This is a genomic window from Sedimentibacter hydroxybenzoicus DSM 7310 (assembly GCF_013403245.1).
GTDB classification, from domain to species: Bacteria; Bacillota; Clostridia; order Tissierellales; family Sedimentibacteraceae; genus Sedimentibacter; species Sedimentibacter hydroxybenzoicus.
The window spans coordinates 96,660-117,400 of the sequence record NZ_JACBNQ010000010.1; the positions used below are offsets into that span (position 1 = coordinate 96,660).

A 20,741-nucleotide genomic window follows, 5' to 3' on the forward strand; every position below is an offset into this window, starting at 1 on the left:
GTAGTTATGGGTTACGAATTAGAAGAAATAACTCTAAGCCAGAGTATTTTTTATTACTTAATTGAACACAGGGAGTTAAGAGAAGAAGATAATATTTCATTATATAAAGCGTATACGGAAAATGATAATATAATGGATTTAGTAAAAAGACAAGGAATTATAGCCGAAAGTTTAATTGAACGATATGGAAATATAATATATTTAATTCCCAACGAAGATAATACGTACTTAGGATTTTCAAAGCAGAATCTGAAATCAATACTGTGTAAATCAACAGCAACGGATAAAGACTATTACTTGTCTCAGTTTGTTATATTAACATTATTAGTAGAATTCTATGATGGGCAGGGAAGCAGCAGTAAAGCGAGGGATTATCTGAGGGTAGGAGATCTTTTAAACAGTGTGTCAGAAAGGTTAAAAGAGGGGATAGAAAGTTCGGACGAAGAATCCCAAGATATTGATGGATTGGCTTTTTCTAATATGTTAGAAGCCTTTGAAGCACTAAGAAGCGAAGAGAAAGGCTCCAGAGCTAAGACTACGAAGGAAGGCTTTGTTTACAATATATTAAAGTTTTTGCAAAATCAGGATTTAGTTGATTTCATAGAAGAAGATGAAATGGTAAAGACTACAAAGAAGTTAGATCAATTTATGGACTATAATCTTTTAAACAAAAAGAACTACAGGAGAGTTCTGAGAGTTTTAGGAGTGGTGGAAAATGAGTAAAATAAATGCTATCAGGCTGATAAATATTAATTATAATTACAATGGAATTCGCGTTGATGATGAAACATTTCATCTGAATAGTGAGAGCACCCTTCTTTCTCTTAGAAATGGCGGCGGAAAGTCTGTGCTTGTACAGATGCTTATAGCTCCATTTGTACATAAAAGATACAGAGATACTAATGATAGAAAATTTTCCGGCTACTTTACTACAAATAAGCCAAGCTTCATATTAGTAGAGTGGAAATTAGACGGTAACGCAGGATATGTGCTGACAGGAATGATGGTCAGGAAGAATCAGGAAGTAAACGAGGAACAAGCCCAAAGGGATTTGGACATACTGCAGTTTATCCATGAGTATAAAGGGCAAAATCAATATAGTATTCACAATATCCCCTTCATAAAGGCTGATGATGAAGGTAAAACTCTTATGAAGTATAGTGATTGTAAGAAGCTTTTGGAAGCACTAAAGGTATCTGATGACTACAGTTTTTCTTTATATGATATGAGTAACAGCAGCCAGTTGAAGAACTATTTTAATAAGTTGGAAGAATACCAAATCTATTACAAAGAATGGGAATCCATCGTTAAAAAAATAAATCTTAAAGAGTCGGGGCTGTCGGAGCTTTTTACAAAAGCAAAAGATGAAGCAGGATTAATAGAAACATGGTTTTTACCTGCAGTTGAGGATAAATTAAACAAGGATAAAAATAGAATTGAAGAATTCAGAGATATTTTAAGTAAATATATAAAGCAGTATAAGGACAATAAAGAAAAAATAGATAAAAAGAATACTATTTTGTTGTTCAAAGAGGAAACATCCGAAGTTTTAGATATAGCTGAAAATCTTAAAGATTCCATAGAGGGAAAAAGCAGTTTAGAAAATAAAATAGCAAATTTAATTAATAAGTTAAGAGAGCTTAAGCTTAGTCTTGATTCGGATAAAATAAGTCTGGAAGAGAAAGAGTTTATTTTAAATGAAGAGATCAATCGTATTAAATACGAGGAAATATCCTTTGACATATATGGTCTGGAAGACGAGAAAGAAGTATTGGCAGATAAGTTTTCGGAAGCAAGTACCTTAATTAAGAAAAAAGAAGAGGATAAAAAAACTTGTGAAAAACTTAAAAACATCCAACTTTGTGCAAAGATAAATGAACAATACAGAGATGCATCTCAGGAAGTTCAATTATTAGAGAATAAACTTGAATTAATAAAGCATAAGGAAAAGGATCGGGCTCCTGAAAGAGAGTCCTTGGGATATGCTTTAAGGTATCATTACGAAAATGAAGTAAAAATGTTAGAAGATATATTGCTTAATATAAAAAAAGAGCTTAAGGAACTTGAAGAAAATGACGAGCGGCTTAATAAGGAAGCAGAGAAGCTTAGGAAGAGGGAAGTACAAGAGAATGCATACTTAGCTGAAATCAATGCAAATATATCAAGCTTTGACAAGGTAGAGAAGAGTTTTAATGAATTATATAGGGAGGACCTAAGAAGAAATATTCTTAATGAATATGAAGAAGGCAGCTTAGAAATAAGAATCAAAAGATTGAAGGAATCAATAGGACAGTTAAGTACAGAGATTGTCAGATTAAAGAAAGCAAGTTCTGAGAATGATGAAAGTCTGAAAGTATACGGAAGACAATTGCAGGACAAGATTGATGAGCGTGCTACAATATCTCAGAAAATTACAGGAATAGAAGAAAAACTGGAAGCCCTGGATTCTAAAATTGAAGTCAGGAAATCAATAATAAAGCATATAGGCTTCGGTGAAGAAAGGATTTTTGATACGGAAGAGATATTAAAGGAATTCCAAAGGAGAATAACCCAGGTTCAGGAATCTGTAAAGCATATTGAAATTAATCTTAGGGACATGGAAAAAGAGTATAATAACATAAAGTCAGGCAAGGTATTAGAGCTTCCGGCCAACATTAAAGAAGCACTGGATGCAGAGGGGATAAATTATGTATACGGAATGGAATGGCTGAAGAAAAACAATAAAAGTCTTGATGCAAACAATAAAACAGTAAAAAACAATCCCTTTATACCCTATGGACTAATATTGACACAACGAGATATAGAACGGTTAAAGGCAAGTAATTTAGGTATATATACATCATTCCCTATTCCGATAGTTATAAGAGAGAATATAGAGAAAAATATTGAAGGAAATGCATCCTCTATATATGCAGGGGGAAAAGTTAACTTCTATGTTCTGTTCAATAATAATTTGCTAGATGAGGAGGAGCTGGCTAAGATTCTGCTTGCAAAAGAGGAAGAAATTCAAAATATCAAAGAATCTCTGAAAAGACGAAATGAGGATTTAGAAGAATACCAACAAAAATATAATAAGATATTTTATCAAGAGTTGACAGAAAAAAACTATAGAGATGTAAAAAACAGTCTTGAATCCAATCTTAAAATCAAGAGCTCCATTGAGGTTGATTTGAATTCTCTCAGAGAAAAAGAAAATAATTTAAGAGAAGAACAGGAAAAATTGAAAGAAACTATCAAACAAGGTGAAAAGGAATTAGATGGATTAAATCGCAAGAATAAAGATTTAATAGACTTAATGGAAGAATATAAAGAGTATTTATTTCTTATGAAGGAGAGAATTGAAGTCAGAGAAAGCATCTCAAAAATCGTATCAGACAGTAAGCGCATCAGAGATGAAATCAGAAGTCTAAAACAAACACAAAATGATAAATTGGATTCCGGACGAGTATATTCAGGCAAAAAGAAGACTTCGGAAGAAAAGCTGCAAAAATATTTAAAGTATGATAAAAAGGAATTAGTTCAAAAAGATATTGAAGACATTGAGGCAAGATATGAAGCATTGACAAAGGAAATAACCGGTGAGTTAAAAGATGTTGAAGAATCTTTGGACAGGGCCTTTAAAAAATACAACGACATGGAAAAATACTTAATAGAAACTTACAGTCGATTAAAAATTAAGGAAGAAGAGTTTGGAGAGGTAATATACGACAGCTTTACTTTAAGCTCAATAGAAAATGATTTGCTGAATATAGAGGATGAAATAAAAAACTTGTCAGAGTATTATTCGGAATTAAAAAGTAAAATTGCAGTTAAGGAAAATCAAATAGACACGGAGTACAAGAAACTAAAGGAAGCTCATAATAAAGAGCAGCTAATGCCAAAGGCTGAGATAGTATCAACTGATTTTAAAACACGAATTTCAGAGAAAAAGCATGAACTTAACAAGTTAAATATTAAATTAAACAACATTATCAGTCGTATAGGTTATTGTGATAACAATCTTTCCGCATTAGCAGAATATTACGAATTACCTGTAATAGAGGAAATAGAGTTTTCTCAGGATATTGCGCTAATGGATAAGGATTCTTCAGACCGATTCAGAGGAGTAATGGTAAGAGATTACAGACAAATAATCGGGCACATTAATGAGTTGAAAAACAAACTATCGGCATCGATTGATAAATTGTTGAGAAATGATGCTTTCCAGGAAGATTTTTTCGGCAGACCATTGAATATGCTGCATTCGTTGATAGAGACGCCAATAGAATTTATTGAGCAGTTAATGACTACAATTAAAGCCTACGATGATTTAATGGCTAAATTAGAGGTAGATATTGCCCTGGTAGATAAGGAAAAGGAAAGGATATTGCAGATATTATTGGAATATATCAGTGATATTCATAAGAACTTAAGTAAAATAGATAAAAACTCTACCATAAAAATCAGAGAGAAATCCGTAAAGATGCTGCGTATGGATCTACCGGATTGGGATGCAGAAGAAAACCAATATAGGAACAGACTGCAAGATATAGTCGAAGACCTGACACAAAGCGGAATCAGCCGGTTGGAAAACAATGAAAACATAGAAGAAGTAATCAGCCCTGTAATAACTACAAAGAATTTATACAATTCAGTTGTTGGAATTAACAATATTATAATTAAGCTATATAAGATAGAGGCTGAAAGGCAGTATCCAATTGATTGGGCTGAAGTATCAATGAATTCAGGAGGGGAAGGTTTCTTATCTGCATTCGTAATATTATCAAGCTTACTGTCCTTTATGAGAAGGGACGAGACAGATATATTTGCTGAATTAGAAGAGGGGAAAGTCCTCATAATGGATAATCCTTTTGCACAAACATATTCTGCCCATTTATTGAGACCTTTAATAGATGTTGCAAGGAAGAGTAATACTCAATTAATTTCTTTTACGGGGCTTAGCGGAGAGTCAATATATAATTCTTTTGAAAATATATATGTTTTAAATTTAGTTCCTTCAAGTCTCAGAAAGGGAACACAATACCTGAAAGGTCACCATGCAAAAGGTGAAGATATAGAAGTCATGGTTACTTCACGGGTAAAAACAGAAGAAGTAGAGCAAATGAGGCTGTTTTAAGAAGTCAATAATTTAGAAAACTAAGGTATTTGAAAACAAAAAAATTCATACTGTATGGGATAAAGGAAATGAAACTGTTACAAATTATAACGCTTTGAAAATAACGCTGCTTTTGTGCAACTTATTTAAGTTTCTTTTTAATAAAGCAACCAATATTGGTTGCCTTTTTTCTCCGTTGTGTTATAATAATTGTTAGGGGTGATGTTATGAAGAGTTACACTGCATTAATAATAGATCTGAAAAGCTCTCGATCATATTCAGTCGAAGATAGAAATTCTATACAGAACTACATTATTACTGTAATTCAAAATTTGAATGAAGTGTTTTCGAGTTCTTTGTCCAGGGATGTCGAATTTAGTGCAGGAGATGAGGTGCAAGGTTTATTCGTTTCTCCGGAATCGGCATATCTATATTTTAGAATGTTTAGTATGCTAATTTCTCCTGTTGAAATCAGAGCAGGAATTGGCGTGGGAGAGTGGAATGTAAAAGTTGAAAATGCAAGCACCACAGCTCAGGATGGTCCGGTATATCACAATGCACGCTACGCTATTGATAATTTAAAGGATGCGATAGGGTATTCTGTGCTTCTTTATTCAGGGAGCAAGGTTGATTTGTTTTTAAATGCTGTAATTAATACATCTTTTGCATTAACTAATAACCACAGTGAATACCAAAATGAACTTATGCTACTTTCGGAATTGCTTTACCCCATTGATTACTACCAAGTGATTGGTCATAATAAAATTAGCTTGATTTCAAAACTTATAACTTCAAAAAACAAACTTAATTATTATACGTATTATAAGAAAAGTAAATCAGTAAAAAAATATCCCTTCGACAAGATTGAGTATATAAGCTTTGAATCTTTTCCAATAGATGCGGCTAATGATGATAGCACCTTTTATGTTTCCGGCGGGAAGAAAAGAGGAATGATTACACAGTTATCCGAAATTTTAAATATAAGCAGACAAAGTATTGAAAAAACCTTTAAGGTGGCCAATATATACGAAGCTAGAAATTCAACTATTGTCGCATTAAGATTTATGGATGAGTATTTATAAGAGGTAAATATGATTATATATATCTTGCTTATAGCCCACCTTCTTGCCGATTTTACCTTTCAGACTACAAAATTGGCACAGCAAAAACGTAATAGCTTTAAATATTTTCTTTTCCACATATTGATTTATGCTGTCATATTTTTGATGGCAATTTTCCCTTGGGTGAAATTCGGAAAGGCCATTTTACTCTACATAATTATTATAAGCTCACACTTTTTTATTGATTGGACAAGAACATCTGTGGATAAGAAATTTAGTAGTAAAGCGATTATATTTGCCTCTTTTATTATGGATCAAATTTTACACATTTTGATTCTTGCCATTTTATATTATGCTTTTGATATAGGTTCAGAAACAACCTCAATATACGGATATATACAACAATTGCCACATTTTAATAGTTTGATTATTTACTCTTTGATATTTGTGATAATATGGGATCCTGCAGCGGTTTTTATAAAGAAGCTATTCTCGTATATTATTGATGGAAATAGTTGTGCTCAGGAGGAAAATGATCCTCAAATAGGGCGTGTAATTGGAAAGCTTGAACGAATTATTGTTTCAGTTTTAATCTTATGCAATCAATTTGGGGCAATTGGCTTTGTGTTGACTGCAAAAAGCATTGCTCGTTACAAGCAACTTGAAGATAAAAATTTTGCTGAGAGATATTTGGTGGGGACCTTGACTAGCGTATCAATTGCGTTTATTACAACTATTGTGCTAAAGCAATTTTTGTGATGGTAACAGAATACCGGTGACTGATACTAATAGTTCGGATGGCTCAAGGGATGTAATTTAGTATATTTGAGTTAACAAAAATAAAACCAGGAGAAGAAGATGGAAAACCTACAAAAAATAGTAGTACTGATTGATGCGGATAATACGCAGCTTTCCAAAATGGATAATGTGATGCGTGAAATTTCTACGTATGGTCGTATTATCGTAAAAAGGGCTTATGGAAATTGGAAGAAAGAAAACCTCAAAAATTGGGAAGATGAGGTGAAACGTTTAGCAATCAAGGCAGTGCAGCAATTTGATTATGTATCCGGGAAAAATGTAACAGATATGGCTATGGTTATAGATGCTGTAGATTTGTTACATACAGGTATATATGATGCTTTTGTTATTGTTGCAAGTGACAGTGACTATACCCCTATTGCAATAAAACTACATGAATCTGGTGTATACGTTATAGGGGTAGGTGAAAAGAAAACTCCCGAAGCCTTCAGGAATTCTTGTGATGAATTTATTTATTTAGAAAATTTATCAGAAAAAGAGTTATCTAAAGCTGATGACACAGATATTGAATATGATAATGATTCTGATGCAAATATCAATGAAATTCATAGTTTATTAAAAATTGCATTTGAAAAGTATCAGGATGATGACGGTTATGTAAACGTTAGTTCTGCAGGAACGTTTATTAAGAGAACAAAACCAGATTTTGATTTGCGTTCTTACGGCTATTTGAAATTGCCGGATTTAATAGAGGCATATCCGGATAAATATGAAATAAAAAGGTATAGAGGTAAGGGAACGGTTACTATTGTTGCTTACAAATGCTTATAATATGGCGATAAAATAAAATGAGAATAATTCAAGAAAAATGATGATGATATTGTACTGACAATACGTATAATTTGTGTGTGGATTGCCATAATGAGATTATATACAGTTGTACCGAATAGATGAAAAGTTTTATTTAAGCATAAACTATATACTTAATACCAGATTATCTCAAAGGAGGATAACACTATGCCGGAGCTTCCTGAAATGGAAACATACAAAAAATTACTTGCTGAAAAAATTCTCGGAAAGACTATCACAGATATTGAAGTTAACAGAGAGAAGTCGATTAATGTATCAAGTTTAGAATTTGTTCAAGAAATTAAAGGAAAACAGATTGTAAAAATAGATCGCAGGGCTAAACACTTAATTTTTAGTTTAAATTCCGGGAAACACCTTTTATTGCATTTAATGCTTGGAGGGTGGATGTATCTTGGGAATGAACATGACAATCCTGAACGTACGAAGCAAGTCGTTTTATCCTTTGGTGATATGAATCTATATTTCATTGGTCTGCGATTGGGTTATCTTCACCTATTGGATGAGCAGGATCTGCAGCAAAAGTTTTCTGATTTAGGTCCTGAACCTTTGGAATCGGACTTTACATTTGATGCTTTTCAAGATATGTTACAGTCTAAACGTGGAAGGTTAAAAATGACTCTCACAGATCAAAAAACAATATCAGGTATTGGTAATTTATATTCGGATGAGATTTGCTTTGAGGCGAAAATTAGGCCAACTGTGACAGTAAATTCTCTTGACGGCGATAGTATGTTTTCTGTATACAATTCAATACATACTGTTTTGCGGAATGCTGTTAATCTTGGCGGATATATGGAGATCCCTTTATTTCTGGGGGATCAGCACACTGGAGGATATAATAATCACATACTGGTATATGACAGAGAAGGAGAGAAATGCTTACGATGTGGAGGAATCATTGTCAAAATAGAACTTAATTCTCGCAAATGCTTCTATTGCCCGGATTGCCAGCTGAGTTAAAGTCACTCACTATTCACAGTTTAATGTGAAAAGGGTATATGGAAATTGGACAAGTATGAAATAAAAAGGCTCTTTTAGCTGGTGATTATTTTCCGGCTAATGAATATAGGAGATTAAGGCAACGGGAGATAATATGGAAAATTAATTAAAAGGGTGATGGTAACAGGATGCTAATTTATTATACTCAAGAACTTTCTTGCGAAACATGCGGCAGGACATTTATTTTCAGAAATTATGAAAAGGAACGCTTTGCCCAACGGGGTTTGGAAAAGCCTAAACACTGCCCGTTATGCCGTAAAGCTGCACAGGAACTGCGTAAGCAAGAAATAGAACGGATAGAAAGTGAAAGATGGCAACAAAAAAAGGAAGAAGAGAAAAAGATATTTGATATTCGATTGAACGAGTGGAGGGTTGTTGCAAAGGATGATATTCATCCGGCTGACGGTCACGTTCTTTATGTAATCGGAAATGGGTTTGACCTGATGCATGGGGTAAGCTCAAGTTATTATGCATTTCGAGATTCCCTTGGGAGAAACAGTGCGCTCCTCCACGCTTTTGAGAATTTTTTGACATCAGAGGATATCTGGGCAGATTTTGAGGAAGCCCTTGCCCACTTTGATATAAAAGCCATGAGCAACGGTTTCGTTGTTGACAGTTGGCTCGATATACTTGGTGCGTATGACAAAGATGCGGGTGAATCCGAATTCTATCAAGCAGGTGAAGCAGCGGCAAATCCCATTTTGACAGCTGTACATGAACTACCGCGACGCTTTCGCATGTGGATTGAAACACTTTCAATCGGAACCGATGACCGGCCGCTGCAAAATATGTTCCGGCAGAACGGCAAGGTGCTTTGCTTTAATTATACAGAGTTTGTCGAAACGCTTTATGGAGTTTCTGAGGATAACATCTGTTATATCCACGGCTGTCGAAGAAAAAAGAAATATTGTCCAAAGGAAAGGTTGGTCTTAGGACATATGCCCTGCGAAGATACAAACACATATGACTTTGATGATGTTTCTCCTGTGGGTCCCAAAAATCCTTTTAAACTCTCAATGATTGATGCGGCACAGGATTATGCTATTCAACTGATTGGGGAAAGCGATGAGGTGCTGACAAAGAATTGTGGTGATATCATCTCTGCTAAAGGGACATTTTTTGCAGGCTTAAATGAAATAGAGGACATTATTACAATCGGTCACTCCCTGTCACCTGTTGACTGGGACTATTTTTTGGAGATTGCATCAAGGATTTCTAACATCAAAGATGCTCGCTGGTATTTTGGATGCCATGGAATGCGTGATCTGGATAATCTTGAAAAGCTGCTTGTGAAGCTTGGAATTAATCAGTCAGCTGTATCTGTTTTCCGCACGGACGATATTGCTGTGACTCCTCTGAAAGATAACATATTGACTGGAACGCTGAAAAAGTTGCCGGTTGAAAAAAAGCTGTGTACCTCTTCTGATGGCAGGTGGTTGGTAAAGACGTCAGCTCTATCGCTTAAGATTGTTAATCAGGAAAGCCATGCAGTTGATTATGAAACGGTATTTTCGTCATCTGTAAGTGATGCCTTTTTCGTTCTGTCCGGAAAATATATGTTTGCTGTCATTCGTGGCGTCGATTCAGGGGTCTTCCTTTTCCGAATCATTGATAATCATTGGAGATTTATTAATGAACTTGAAAGCATTCAAAATCAAAGTTTGATTAACCGTCGATTACGTTGTGTTTTCCTAACTGCTAATGAAATCATTTTTGTATATAACAACCGGGTGAGAAAATACTCTCTTTCGGATGGATCTCTTGTGTCCAATAAAGCTTTGCGCAATGCCCCAAGTTATTTATATAGTGGGGTGGATATAAGTCAACTGTTCTTTAAAAAACTACTCAAGTAATAGTATATATATAAACATTCACCAAATTACGCCGATATAATTTATGTGCAAAATACTATTTTTTACAGTAAGTCTAAACTATTAATTGATGAATTAACCAAACTGAAAGCAATACATTCGTCGGAACACACTGCTTTTCATGAATGGGTGCAGTTTTCTAGACAATGGCTTTTATATTCTGCAGCTTTTGGCTTTACAGACAATTATGATGAAATAATGGATGGAAAATATACTAATGATATCCTATACGGTACATTTCATCAATATTCAATAGAAATTATGAAAAAGAAAGTAATGATCAAGTATGTATATTCTGATGCTTCAATACTGAAACCGGAATTTGCGACTCAAACCATTATTAACTCATTGTTGGAAAAATTTGTCCTGCTGTGCTTGAATACGATGAAGATAATGAAGATTACGAACAATCAAAAGGTGAACGAAAATTAACGGATTTAATTTCTGAAAACTATAAAAGGTGTTATAAATTACATAAAACTGATGATGATTCATATAATTTATACCTGAGGTTACTGCTCGTTACGGATTTCATAAGTGGAATGACAGATTCTTATGCCAAGAACTTGTATAAAGCTTTGGTAGGTATTTATTAGGCAGTACACATGAGAGCATGATATACCTGCGGGAGCAGTTTGCAACGTAGTGGACAAGGCATTTGTTTATTCGGGATTAAATTCTTGATAAGCATAAAAAAGAAGTTGATAATGGAACAAACGTTTATTATGTTATATTAACAATTAGTCGATAGATTTTATTATATGATGAGAAAAGGAGTAAAGTGTTTTGTATGATAGATAGGTATAGGCGGTCCTGTTCTTGGGGTTTATTGAAATAAGATATCTTGAAAATGAAATAGTTAATTCAGACCATTTCAAAGACTTTGTAATATGAAATAAACTTGCATTGCTGACATTATCAGAAAAATTGATACTTAATATAAGGCAAAGTATGGTGACAAATATGATATAAATCCGGAATTGTATAGATAGGGTTTTAACTGTAAAAATTAAATGCTTTTAAAAACTAAACTACATAGTTAGATATATGGAGGTGATTCCAATAGATGATTTTTTATATGATATTTTAATTGCATTTTTTTCAGCAATCGTAGGAGCAATTTTTGGTGTAATTATACCTAAATTGTTGAAAAGTAGTGAAACTAGTTGTTCTGTTAATAAACAACTGAATTTTTCTCAGATACATTTTGAACAAAATAAATATATTTATAATAATTATACACAAAATACAATTACCCATGGTAAGGAAAAGACACAAGGCATGAGTAGTGAAGAAATACTCATTGCATATATTGTTGGTTCTTTATTGTTGATTTATGGTTTTTTAAAATTTGAACCTCAAATTAGTAGGTTAATTTTGATAATGACAGTTTTTTTAGAAACTGCATTTTTAACTACTGCTTATTTAGTAACAAAAAAAAATTATATTGATTTGTCAATAAAGACTATATTAGTGTTCAATATTATTGCCACTATTTGCTTTCCTATTTTATTGTACTTGATGAAAAATCCTATAACAGGTGAATTTGTTAATAAAGGTGAAATTTTAAGTTTAATAGAAAAAGACGGACTCTTTTCTATTCTATTAAATATAAACGCATACGGTTTTTTGTTATATCAAGCTTTAGGGGTAATAGTTCTCTTTGGATTTATGTTCTTTACGTTGATTAGTACATTACATATTTTATCTATGATAAATTTGACACTGGAAAATCGGTTAACAAAACTTTGGAGGTATATATATAGAAAGACTGTAAAAACCTGCAGTTCAATGAGTTCTTATATAGGGTTTGGATTGTTGTTGCTTTTGATAAGTTTTCTATTTGTATCAGGAGTATTATCTTCATTTTTAAGTGCAATATAATACTTGCTATAGTTTGAATGTAAAGCTAAAATGTTCAGTATCAGAGGATTTTGTTACTGCAACATTACTTTCGATTATTTTATCTTGATAGGTCTGCAATATTATTTGAATATTTTTATATTCCAGCGTTAAAGTAGATGTTAAAACCTTTATGCAAACAGCTTCAAGGCTTTTGACGGAATTTTTATTAAAAATAAAAAAATTAGAGAAACAATTTTATAAAGCCTTATAAATATTTATTTAAAACTACTAAATTTTCACTAAAATACAAAATATTTGTATAAAATATTGATATTTGCGTAAAATTATAGTATAATTTAAGGTAGGAAGGAGGTAGTTCCTATGTTAGAAGAAGAATTAGTGCAATTAGTTAAAAAAATCATTTCTGAAAAATGTGAAAAACAGTATATAGAGCTTAAGAAAGCATCAGGAGGAACACCAACTAAACTTTACGATACTTTATCTAGTTTTTCTAATCAAGTAGGTGGAGGAATCATTATCTTCGGAATTGATGAAGGAGCTGGGTATAAAGTTGTAGGTGTTTATGATGCCCAAGACCTTCAAAAGAAGGTAGTGGAACAGTCTCTGCAAATGGATCCTGTAGTAAGACCATTATTTACAGTTGCTCAGGTAGATGGTAAGGTAGTTGTTAGTGCAGAAATTTCAGAGTGTGACATTTATGATAAGCCATGCTTTTATAAAGGTGCCGGGAGAATAAGGGGGTCTTACATACGTGTTGGTGATTCTGATCATCCTATGACAGAATATGAAATATACAGCTATGAAGCATTTAAAAGAAGAATCCATGATGAACTTCGGATTGTCGATAGAGCCACAATGGAATATTTGAAAAAGGACAATATTATTGAATATCTTTTAAAACTGCGCAGACAAAAGGTTAATTTAGCAAACCTTGATGATAAACGAATACTGGAAACTCAAGGTATAAGTCAGGATGGATTACCCACTTTGGCGGGATTGATGCTTCTTGGTGAATATCCACAAGAATTTTATCCTCAACTAAGCGTAACGGCAATGGTGGTACAGGGAAAAGAGATAGGTGAACTTGGAGAAGACGGGGAACGCTTTGTAGACAATAAACGGGTTGAAGGAACCATATCTCAGATGCTTGAGGGTACGTTAGCTTTTGTACGAAGAAATATGAGGGTTAAAACTATAGTCACAGAAGATGGTACTCGTGCTGATAAACCGGAATACCCAATAAAGGCAGTCAGGGAGATTATACTAAATGCACTTATACATAGAGATTACAGTGTCCATACAGAACGTTCACCTGTCAGATTAATCATGTATGAAGACAGATTGGAGCTGGAGAATCCGGGAGGTCTATATGGCAGAATAACTGTAGATGATTTAGGTAAAGTAGCCGCAGACACCAGGAATCCATACTTAGCAGGAGCGTTGGAGATTATGATTGATACAGAAAATCGATTTTCTGGTATTCCTACTGTTATAGCTGAACATAAAAAAGCCGATATGCCTGCTCCTGTATTTATAGACAGACGAGGAGTATTTAAAGTAATATTTTACAAGAAGACAATCGTACAAGATAAAAATATTGATTTTGAACAGGAGATTTTAAATTATTGCATTACACCACGAACCAGAGAAGAACTCGCTTATAAATTTGGCTTTGAAGCACCGAGTTATTTTATAAAAACGTATATCTATCCGTTGATTAATAGTGGGAAAATTAAAATGACTTTGCCAGATAAACCAAAGAGTAAATACCAGAAGTATTATTCATGAATGACCGGGAGTAAATAACATAGAATTAATTAATAATAAATGCAAATAATATTTTAGAATAATTGTTAGGGAGTGGGAAAATGTCCAAGGTATCAATTTTAATAAGTAATATTAGAGTTAAAGGTTTTAATTTTCCAAACAGATATGCCTGTGCTCCGTTTGATATAGCTAAAGCAACTGAAGACGGATTGATAACTGAGGAATTGCTTTCAATTTATGAGCAGAGAAAGGGTCCATCTCTTATAATTGTTGAACAGGCAGCCATAGCGCGTGCAGGACAGTACAGAGATAAGCTTATATTTGTGGATAGAGATGAATGTATTGAAGGATTATCAAGACTTGCAGATATTATACATAAGAATAACCAAGTAGGAGTTGTTCAGATAAATCATGCCGGTAGTGCTGCGGATGTTGAACTTACAGGAATGGAAGCTGTGGCTCCATCTGCTGTTGTAAACCCTGCATTTGAACGTACACTGCCAAGGGCGTTAACTGTAGCAGAAATTCATGAAATAAAAGAAGATTTTGTAAAAGCTGCGCTGAGAGTAAAAAAAGCAGGCTTTGATGGTGTAGAAATACATAATTGTCATGGATTTTTATTGACACAATTTTTATCGACCTTAACTAATTTAAGAACAGATGAATATGGCGGGAGTTTGGAAAACAGAAGCCGTCTTTTATTAGAAATAACAAAAGATATAAGAAAGGTCGTAGGTGATGATTTTTTATTGCTGGTTCGTCTTGGGCTGGATGACCTTTTACCGGGAGGGTTAACTCTTGAAGAAGGATGCCGGGTGGCGGAGAAGCTTGTTGAAGCAGGAATAGATATTCTTGACACTTCATCGGGTATGCTTCCGCCGTTAGTATTAAAAGGACCGGCGATGCTAAGAGATATGATAAAAACCGTAAAATCAAGAGTGGATGTTCCGGTTATTGGGGCAGGTGAATTAGAAGATATTGAAATAGCGGCAGATATGGTTGGAAAAGGTGAGGTTGATTTTATAGCTCTAGGAAGGGCTGTACTAAGCCAACCAAATTTTATAGAGTGTTTATTGGAAAAAATAAAAGCTTATTAGACATTGTGTCTTGGCGGTAAACCAAGGCACAATGTTTTGTTATAGGGATTTCATTAATCTTTCAATATTATTCTGTTAATTCTGTAAATTTCTTGTATTTAGTGTTTTATATTTGCTTTTCCTCCTTGTTTTAATTATACTGATATTGGTTTACTTTAGATAAAACGGATGACCTTATTGGAGAAGAACACATATGAAAAAAAAGAATGCTATAGTTATTATCACATTTTTTATGCTTATTTTGATAATTCAATTTTTTATAACTAATAATGAAAAATATTTAACCAAAGATGAAATCAAGTGGCTTAAGGAGCAGGAAGCCATAATTTATGCTGCCAATGAAAATGCTCCGCCGCTGCGCTTTGTTGATGAAATAGATAACCAGTATAAGGGAGTCGTTGTTGATGTTGTAAATCAGCTGTCATTGGAACTGGGAATAGATATACAGACTGTACCGATGAAATGGGATGATGCATTATTGTCATTAAAAGAAGGTCGCACACAAATGTGCGACATGTTTATAAATAGGGAAAGAAGCCAGAATTACTTATTTACAGATCCAATATATAATTTAAGAACTGTCTTATTGACAAGGGCGGATGATAATTTTGATACAGGAAATATTAATAGTATGAAAATTGCAACGGAATTAGGTGACTATGCTAACAGTTATTTAATCGAGAATTATCCTGATGCCGAATTAATATACACACATAATGTTGAAGAAGGGCTTGAGCTGTTTTTAAATGGAACAGTCGATGCAGTTATAGGAGACGAACCTATCATAACTTTTCTATTGGTAGAAAAGAATGAAAATCTTAATCCTAAATACAGTAATATAATTCTGTATCAACAGGAGGTTGTATTTGCGGTAGCTAAAGATAAGCCTGAACTGGTGCAGATTTTAAATAAAGCGATTCCTCAGCTCAAAAGTAAGGGACAGTTAGAAAAAATTCAGCAGAAATGGTTCGGGATATCTACCCCGCTGATTGATACGGATAATTCATCCGAATTAATTAAAACTATGGTAATATCCTTTGTAATTGCCTCAATAGTAGTGGGAGGTATATTTGTTTTAATTATATTCAATAATTTTTCATTGCAAAGGTTGGTGAAAAAAAGGACGACGGAATTAGAAAACAGCAGAAACGAACTTCAAATAATATTTGACGGTATATCTGATTTCATGCTGGTTATCGACAAGGATAAAAATGTATTGAAAATTAACAAGAGCTTTAATGATTATGCTGTGAATAATGGATTCATGGATAGAAATGCTAAATGTACCGAATATATAAACAAATTTTGCAGTGACTGCACCAATTGCCTGCTTGATGATGCATATAAACAGGAAAAGAATATTAATAAAGAAGTCACGGCTGGACACGATGTCTTTGAAATGAATTTTCAACCTTTAAAGGATGCTAACAATACTGTCCTCATTACAATTAAAAACATAACACTTGATAAAATTAACCGAAATAAAATGCTCCAGACAAACAAAATGATAGCTGTAGGTCAATTGGCGGCCGGATTAGCTCACGAAATCAGAAATCCGTTGGGTATAATCAGGACTCAGAGCTATCTGTTGAGAATTAATGAAAAAATAGATGATGCAGCATACAAATCTTTGGATTATATAGATGTGGCTGTAAAAAGAGCAAGTAAGATAATCGATAATATTTTAAGCTTTTCAAGATTTTCAAGCAAGGCAGAGAAGTTAATTGATGTGAATCAATTGATTGAAAGATTAATTGAAATACACAATGAAGCTATAAAAAAATACAGGATTATTGTCAATGTAGAAAGTAATATTAAGGAACAAATACAATTAAATGTTGAAAGTGTTGAACATATTATATTGAATTTAATATCTAATTCGATTGACGCCATGAATGATGGCGGAATATTAGGATTAAAAACAAAGGTTGAAGATAATATTTTTACAATAATATGTGAAGATAATGGATGTGGAATAGATGAGCATAACATTAACAATATATTTGATCCTTTTTTTACAACAAAAGAATTAGGTAAAGGCACAGGTCTCGGGCTGTTTATTGTATATTCGGAGGTTGAAAAATTAGGCGGAAAAATTGATGTGAAAAGCAAATTAGGAGAAGGTACAACATTTATAATTACGATACCTTTTGAAAGGAAGAAAAGTTGATGACAGGCTTATTTAAAATTTTAATTGTGGATGATGATGCTGATTACAGAGAAACATACAGGATGCTATTAGTCAAGAAAGGATATATAATTGCTGTTGCATCTTCTGCTGAAGAAGCATATAAGTTAATGGACAGGGAATTTTATCCGTTAATTATCAGTGACATTATGATGCCCGGAGTCAGTGGTGTTGAATTTTTAAAGGAAGTAAAGGATAAGTATAGTAAAAGTATAGAAGTAATAATGGTTACAGGATACGGAAGTGTTGAAACCGCTGTACAAACGATGAAATTGGGTGCATTTGGATATTTTATTAAAAGTCATAATCCGGAAGAGCTGATACTTGAAATAGAAAAGGTGCATAAAATATTTTCGCTCCAGAATGTTAATGAAATTAATAAAAATAGCAAGAAAAGCCGATATCTTTATACCAGCAAGAATAAACAGATGCAAAGAGTTTATGAAATGGTAGAACAGGTTGCGGAAAGTAATTCAAATGTGTTGATAACGGGAGAATCCGGAGTCGGAAAGGAAATAATCGCTAACATGATTCACGATAAAAGCGGCAGATCAAATAAGCCGTTTATTCCAATAAATTGCGGATATTTTTCTACCGGTTTAATAGAGTCTGAGCTTTTCGGACATGAAAAGGGTGCATTTACAGGGGCTACCACAAGAAGAATCGGGCATCTTGAGGAAGCTAATGAGGGTACGGTTTTTTTAGACGAAATAGGTGATATGGAAGAAGGAACTCAGGTGAAACTGCTTAGGGTTCTGGAAACAAGACAGATAGAGCGTATCGGCTCTAATAAGCTTATAGATGTTGACTTCAGATTAGTATCTGCCACAAATAAAGATTTAGTGAAAGCTGTTGCAGACGGTAAATTCCGTGAAGATTTATTTTTTAGAATTAATACTATAGAAATTAATATTCCTCCATTAAGACAAAGGAAAGAAGATATTGAAGATTTAATATATTTTCTATTAAACAGATACAATAAGGAAATGGGGAAGGGTATTACTGATATAGATGAAAACACAAAACAACAGTTATTAAATTATAATTATCCAGGTAATATCAGAGAGTTAAAAAACATTATCGAAAGGTTAGTCGTATTATCAAGAGGTAACACATTAAAGGATGAATTGTTTAAAAGCTCAAGATTATTAAACAATGACACGGAGGAGAAAGAAACCAATAATAAATTAAGCAGCTATAAAGAAGCTAAAAAGAATTTTGAAATTGAATACATCAAAGAGGTGTTAAAAAGCTGCAACAATAACATTACGCATGCTGCTAAGCAAATGGATATCAGCAGAAGGCAACTTTTCAATAAAATAGTTGAATATGACCTTAAAGAGTATTCTAATGATACAAATTAACAGATAGGAAAAAAAGTGCTATGAAAAATATTTCCAAGCGAAAGTATTTTCCAAGCGCTTTTTTTATTTTGTTGGCTTTATATCAGCATTATGGCAAACAATTATATTGGCATGGCTTTTGCATATATTGTAGTATCTTTTAAAAATTATTATATGGAGGATTATATGGAAATTAATCAAAAGAAATTGGAATTTTACGGTGGTGAATGGATATCATTTATTCCATTCCTTGTATTCTTGGTATTAATAATCACAACCACATTCAAGTTTGGATCAATTTCGGATGGAGCTTTGTGGATACCTGCATTTATGGCAATTATAGTAGGGTTTTTCTTTGCAAAGAATAAAAAAGATTACTCAAATACTATAATTGAAGGTATGGCAAGTAAGGAAGCCTTAATTCCGGTTGTATGCTGGTTATTTGCCGGTGTTTTCTCAAGAATATTGAGAGATTCAGGTTTAGCTTTAGGTATAGCTGGTATTGCGGCTAATATGGGAGTGGGAAGCACGGCATTTACCATTATATCATTTATTGCATGTGCAATATTTGCATCTGCAACTGGCACAGGCTTTGGTACCATCGCAACAGGAATGGGAGTTTTATATCCTGCGGCAGTTGCTCTAGGAGCATATCCGCCATTGGTTGCGGGAGCAATTATTTCAGGCGGAGCCTTTGGAGATAACTTAGCACCGGTTTCGGATACAACTATATGCTCAGCCACTTCACAAGGGGTAGATGTACCGGGTGTTGTTCGTTCAAGACTAAAATATGCAATTACGGCTGGAATTATAACAATAGTTTGTATTTTGATATTTGGACCTGCCAATGCAACTTCCGGCTCTTCTGTAGGTGCAATAGAGTACAATCCAAATACATTATTCATGTTTATACCTGTTATAGTTACTATAATTGTAGCAGTAAAAACAGGAGACATAATTATAGCTACTATCATCGGATCGGTAGTTGGAGTTATTACAGGTGTAACTGTAGGCTTGTTTGATTTTGTACAAATTGATGTTATTAATGCTGCTAAACCTGCAATATTCAGCGTTTATGGTGAAGGTCTTGACCGTACAATCGGCGGAGTTATACAAACAGGTTTAAGTAGTATGATTCAGGTTATTCTCTTAGCTTTATTGCTTTTCGGTTCAATAGCAATAATGAGAAACGGTCAAGGAGATGTTAAACTATTAAATGCGCTGAACAAAGTTACAGACACCAGAGTCGGCGCTGAAATAACAATTTCTGTAATGATAATTACACTTTCAGCATTGATGGGATTAAATGCTCCTGCGATATTGGCAGTTGGTGCTTCGTTCGCTAAACCATTAGGACAAAAACATGGCATAAGTCCATACAGAGTTGCAAACTTAATGGATGCACAATCAAATACATTCGTTTATAGTCTGCCTTGGACTCCTGCTATTATATATACATTAGGGTTTGCAGCAGATAGTTCTGCTCCGCTAGGTGCTTTAGATATAGCACCGTTTGTATTCTATGCTTATGCTATGTTAGTTGTTATGTTCGCAACTATATTCATGGGTATTGGACAAAATGACAATATGGATAAAATAAAAAAAGTAAAAAATGCATAACAATTAGTGATAATAACAAGCATATGCAAACACATATGCTTGTTTGATTAAAATATATAAAGGAAGTGTAGAAATGATAAAAAAAGGTGAATGGGTACTAATACACAGAAATGTTTTAGAGCCATCGCAAAGAGCACCGCAAGTACCAGATGATACAAAACAAGTACCATTGGAAATGTGGATAAAAGGATACTTGCAGGAAGAT

15 protein-coding genes and 1 pseudogene are annotated in these 20,741 nt (G+C 33.6%); all 16 read left to right on the forward strand.

Features of this window, described 5'->3' with window-relative positions:
• Positions 1 to 6 precede the first annotated feature (6 nt).
• Entirely contained in the window at positions 7 to 723 is a 717-nt protein-coding gene (locus HZF24_RS10385) for a DUF6063 family protein (protein ID WP_179238249.1), read from the forward strand.
• Positions 716 to 5,116, forward strand: a complete 4,401-nt coding sequence (locus HZF24_RS10390) for a coiled-coil domain-containing protein (protein WP_179238250.1) — start codon at positions 716 to 718, stop codon at positions 5,114 to 5,116. The genes HZF24_RS10385 and HZF24_RS10390 overlap by 8 nt, the downstream gene beginning before the upstream one ends.
• A 206-nt stretch (positions 5,117 to 5,322) precedes the next feature.
• Positions 5,323 to 6,177: a SatD family protein gene (locus HZF24_RS10395; protein WP_179238251.1), complete on the forward strand. Its 855-nt coding sequence runs from the start codon at positions 5,323 to 5,325 to the stop codon at positions 6,175 to 6,177.
• Positions 6,178 to 6,186: 9 nt separating this feature from the next.
• The gene (locus tag HZF24_RS10400; protein WP_179238252.1) at positions 6,187 to 6,915 is read left to right on the forward strand and encodes a DUF3307 domain-containing protein; all 729 of its coding nucleotides are present in this window, start codon (positions 6,187 to 6,189) and stop codon (positions 6,913 to 6,915) included.
• Between the two features lie 99 nt (positions 6,916 to 7,014).
• A complete protein-coding gene (locus HZF24_RS10405; protein WP_179238253.1) occupies positions 7,015 to 7,746 on the forward strand; it encodes an NYN domain-containing protein in 732 nt (243 codons plus the stop codon).
• A gap of 186 nt (positions 7,747 to 7,932) precedes the next feature.
• Positions 7,933 to 8,745 (forward strand): DNA-formamidopyrimidine glycosylase, encoded by an 813-nt coding sequence (gene mutM / locus HZF24_RS10410; protein ID WP_179238254.1) that lies wholly within the window; start codon positions 7,933 to 7,935, stop codon positions 8,743 to 8,745.
• Between the two features lie 167 nt (positions 8,746 to 8,912).
• Complete coding sequence (locus HZF24_RS10415) at positions 8,913 to 10,637, forward strand: AbiH family protein (RefSeq protein ID WP_179238255.1); 1,725 nt, start codon at positions 8,913 to 8,915, stop codon at positions 10,635 to 10,637.
• Between the two features lie 45 nt (positions 10,638 to 10,682).
• Entirely contained in the window at positions 10,683 to 11,087 is a 405-nt protein-coding gene (locus HZF24_RS10420; protein ID WP_179238165.1) for a hypothetical protein, read from the forward strand.
• The gene (locus HZF24_RS19435) at positions 11,027 to 11,251 is read left to right on the forward strand and encodes a hypothetical protein (RefSeq protein WP_179238256.1); all 225 of its coding nucleotides are present in this window, start codon (positions 11,027 to 11,029) and stop codon (positions 11,249 to 11,251) included. Before HZF24_RS10420 ends, HZF24_RS19435 begins: the two co-directional genes overlap by 61 nt.
• Positions 11,252 to 11,702: 451 nt before the next feature.
• Positions 11,703 to 12,539, forward strand: coding sequence for a hypothetical protein (locus tag HZF24_RS10430; RefSeq protein WP_179238257.1), 837 nt, complete (start codon positions 11,703 to 11,705; stop codon positions 12,537 to 12,539).
• Positions 12,540 to 12,881: 342 nt separating this feature from the next.
• Entirely contained in the window at positions 12,882 to 14,309 is a 1,428-nt protein-coding gene (locus HZF24_RS10435) for an ATP-binding protein (protein ID WP_179238258.1), read from the forward strand.
• Positions 14,310 to 14,389: 80 nt separating this feature from the next.
• Positions 14,390 to 15,385 carry an oxidoreductase gene (locus HZF24_RS10440; protein ID WP_179238259.1) on the forward strand — a complete coding sequence of 332 codons (996 nt, stop codon included), beginning with the start codon at positions 14,390 to 14,392 and terminating at the stop codon, positions 15,383 to 15,385.
• Positions 15,386 to 15,578: 193 nt separating this feature from the next.
• Positions 15,579 to 17,555, forward strand: coding sequence for a transporter substrate-binding domain-containing protein (locus tag HZF24_RS10445; RefSeq protein ID WP_179238260.1), 1,977 nt, complete (start codon positions 15,579 to 15,581; stop codon positions 17,553 to 17,555).
• Entirely contained in the window at positions 17,555 to 18,937 is a 1,383-nt protein-coding gene (locus tag HZF24_RS10450; protein ID WP_179238261.1) for a sigma-54-dependent transcriptional regulator, read from the forward strand. The genes HZF24_RS10445 and HZF24_RS10450 overlap by 1 nt, the downstream gene beginning before the upstream one ends.
• A gap of 165 nt (positions 18,938 to 19,102) precedes the next feature.
• A complete protein-coding gene (locus tag HZF24_RS10455; protein WP_179238262.1) occupies positions 19,103 to 20,536 on the forward strand; it encodes a Na+/H+ antiporter NhaC family protein in 1,434 nt (477 codons plus the stop codon).
• 73 nt (positions 20,537 to 20,609) lie between these two features.
• Positions 20,610 to 20,741: pseudogene (locus HZF24_RS10460) on the forward strand (2-amino-4-ketopentanoate thiolase); the annotation flags it as partial.

What these genes read in the sequence shown, in the direction of transcription:
- HZF24_RS10385 (WP_179238249.1), top strand. Translation starts at nt 7, where the DNA reads ATGGGTTACGAATTAGAAGAAATAACTCTAAGCCAGAGTATTTTTTAT.
- HZF24_RS10390 (WP_179238250.1), top strand. Translation starts at nt 716, where the DNA reads ATGAGTAAAATAAATGCTATCAGGCTGATAAATATTAATTATAATTAC.
- HZF24_RS10395 (WP_179238251.1), top strand. Translation starts at nt 5,323, where the DNA reads ATGAAGAGTTACACTGCATTAATAATAGATCTGAAAAGCTCTCGATCA.
- HZF24_RS10400 (WP_179238252.1), top strand. Translation starts at nt 6,187, where the DNA reads ATGATTATATATATCTTGCTTATAGCCCACCTTCTTGCCGATTTTACC.
- HZF24_RS10405 (WP_179238253.1), top strand. Translation starts at nt 7,015, where the DNA reads ATGGAAAACCTACAAAAAATAGTAGTACTGATTGATGCGGATAATACG.
- mutM (WP_179238254.1), top strand. Translation starts at nt 7,933, where the DNA reads ATGCCGGAGCTTCCTGAAATGGAAACATACAAAAAATTACTTGCTGAA.
- HZF24_RS10415 (WP_179238255.1), top strand. Translation starts at nt 8,913, where the DNA reads ATGCTAATTTATTATACTCAAGAACTTTCTTGCGAAACATGCGGCAGG.
- HZF24_RS10430 (WP_179238257.1), top strand. Translation starts at nt 11,703, where the DNA reads ATGGAGGTGATTCCAATAGATGATTTTTTATATGATATTTTAATTGCA.
- HZF24_RS10435 (WP_179238258.1), top strand. Translation starts at nt 12,882, where the DNA reads ATGTTAGAAGAAGAATTAGTGCAATTAGTTAAAAAAATCATTTCTGAA.
- HZF24_RS10440 (WP_179238259.1), top strand. Translation starts at nt 14,390, where the DNA reads ATGTCCAAGGTATCAATTTTAATAAGTAATATTAGAGTTAAAGGTTTT.
- HZF24_RS10445 (WP_179238260.1), top strand. Translation starts at nt 15,579, where the DNA reads ATGAAAAAAAAGAATGCTATAGTTATTATCACATTTTTTATGCTTATT.
- HZF24_RS10450 (WP_179238261.1), top strand. Translation starts at nt 17,555, where the DNA reads ATGACAGGCTTATTTAAAATTTTAATTGTGGATGATGATGCTGATTAC.
- HZF24_RS10455 (WP_179238262.1), top strand. Translation starts at nt 19,103, where the DNA reads ATGGAAATTAATCAAAAGAAATTGGAATTTTACGGTGGTGAATGGATA.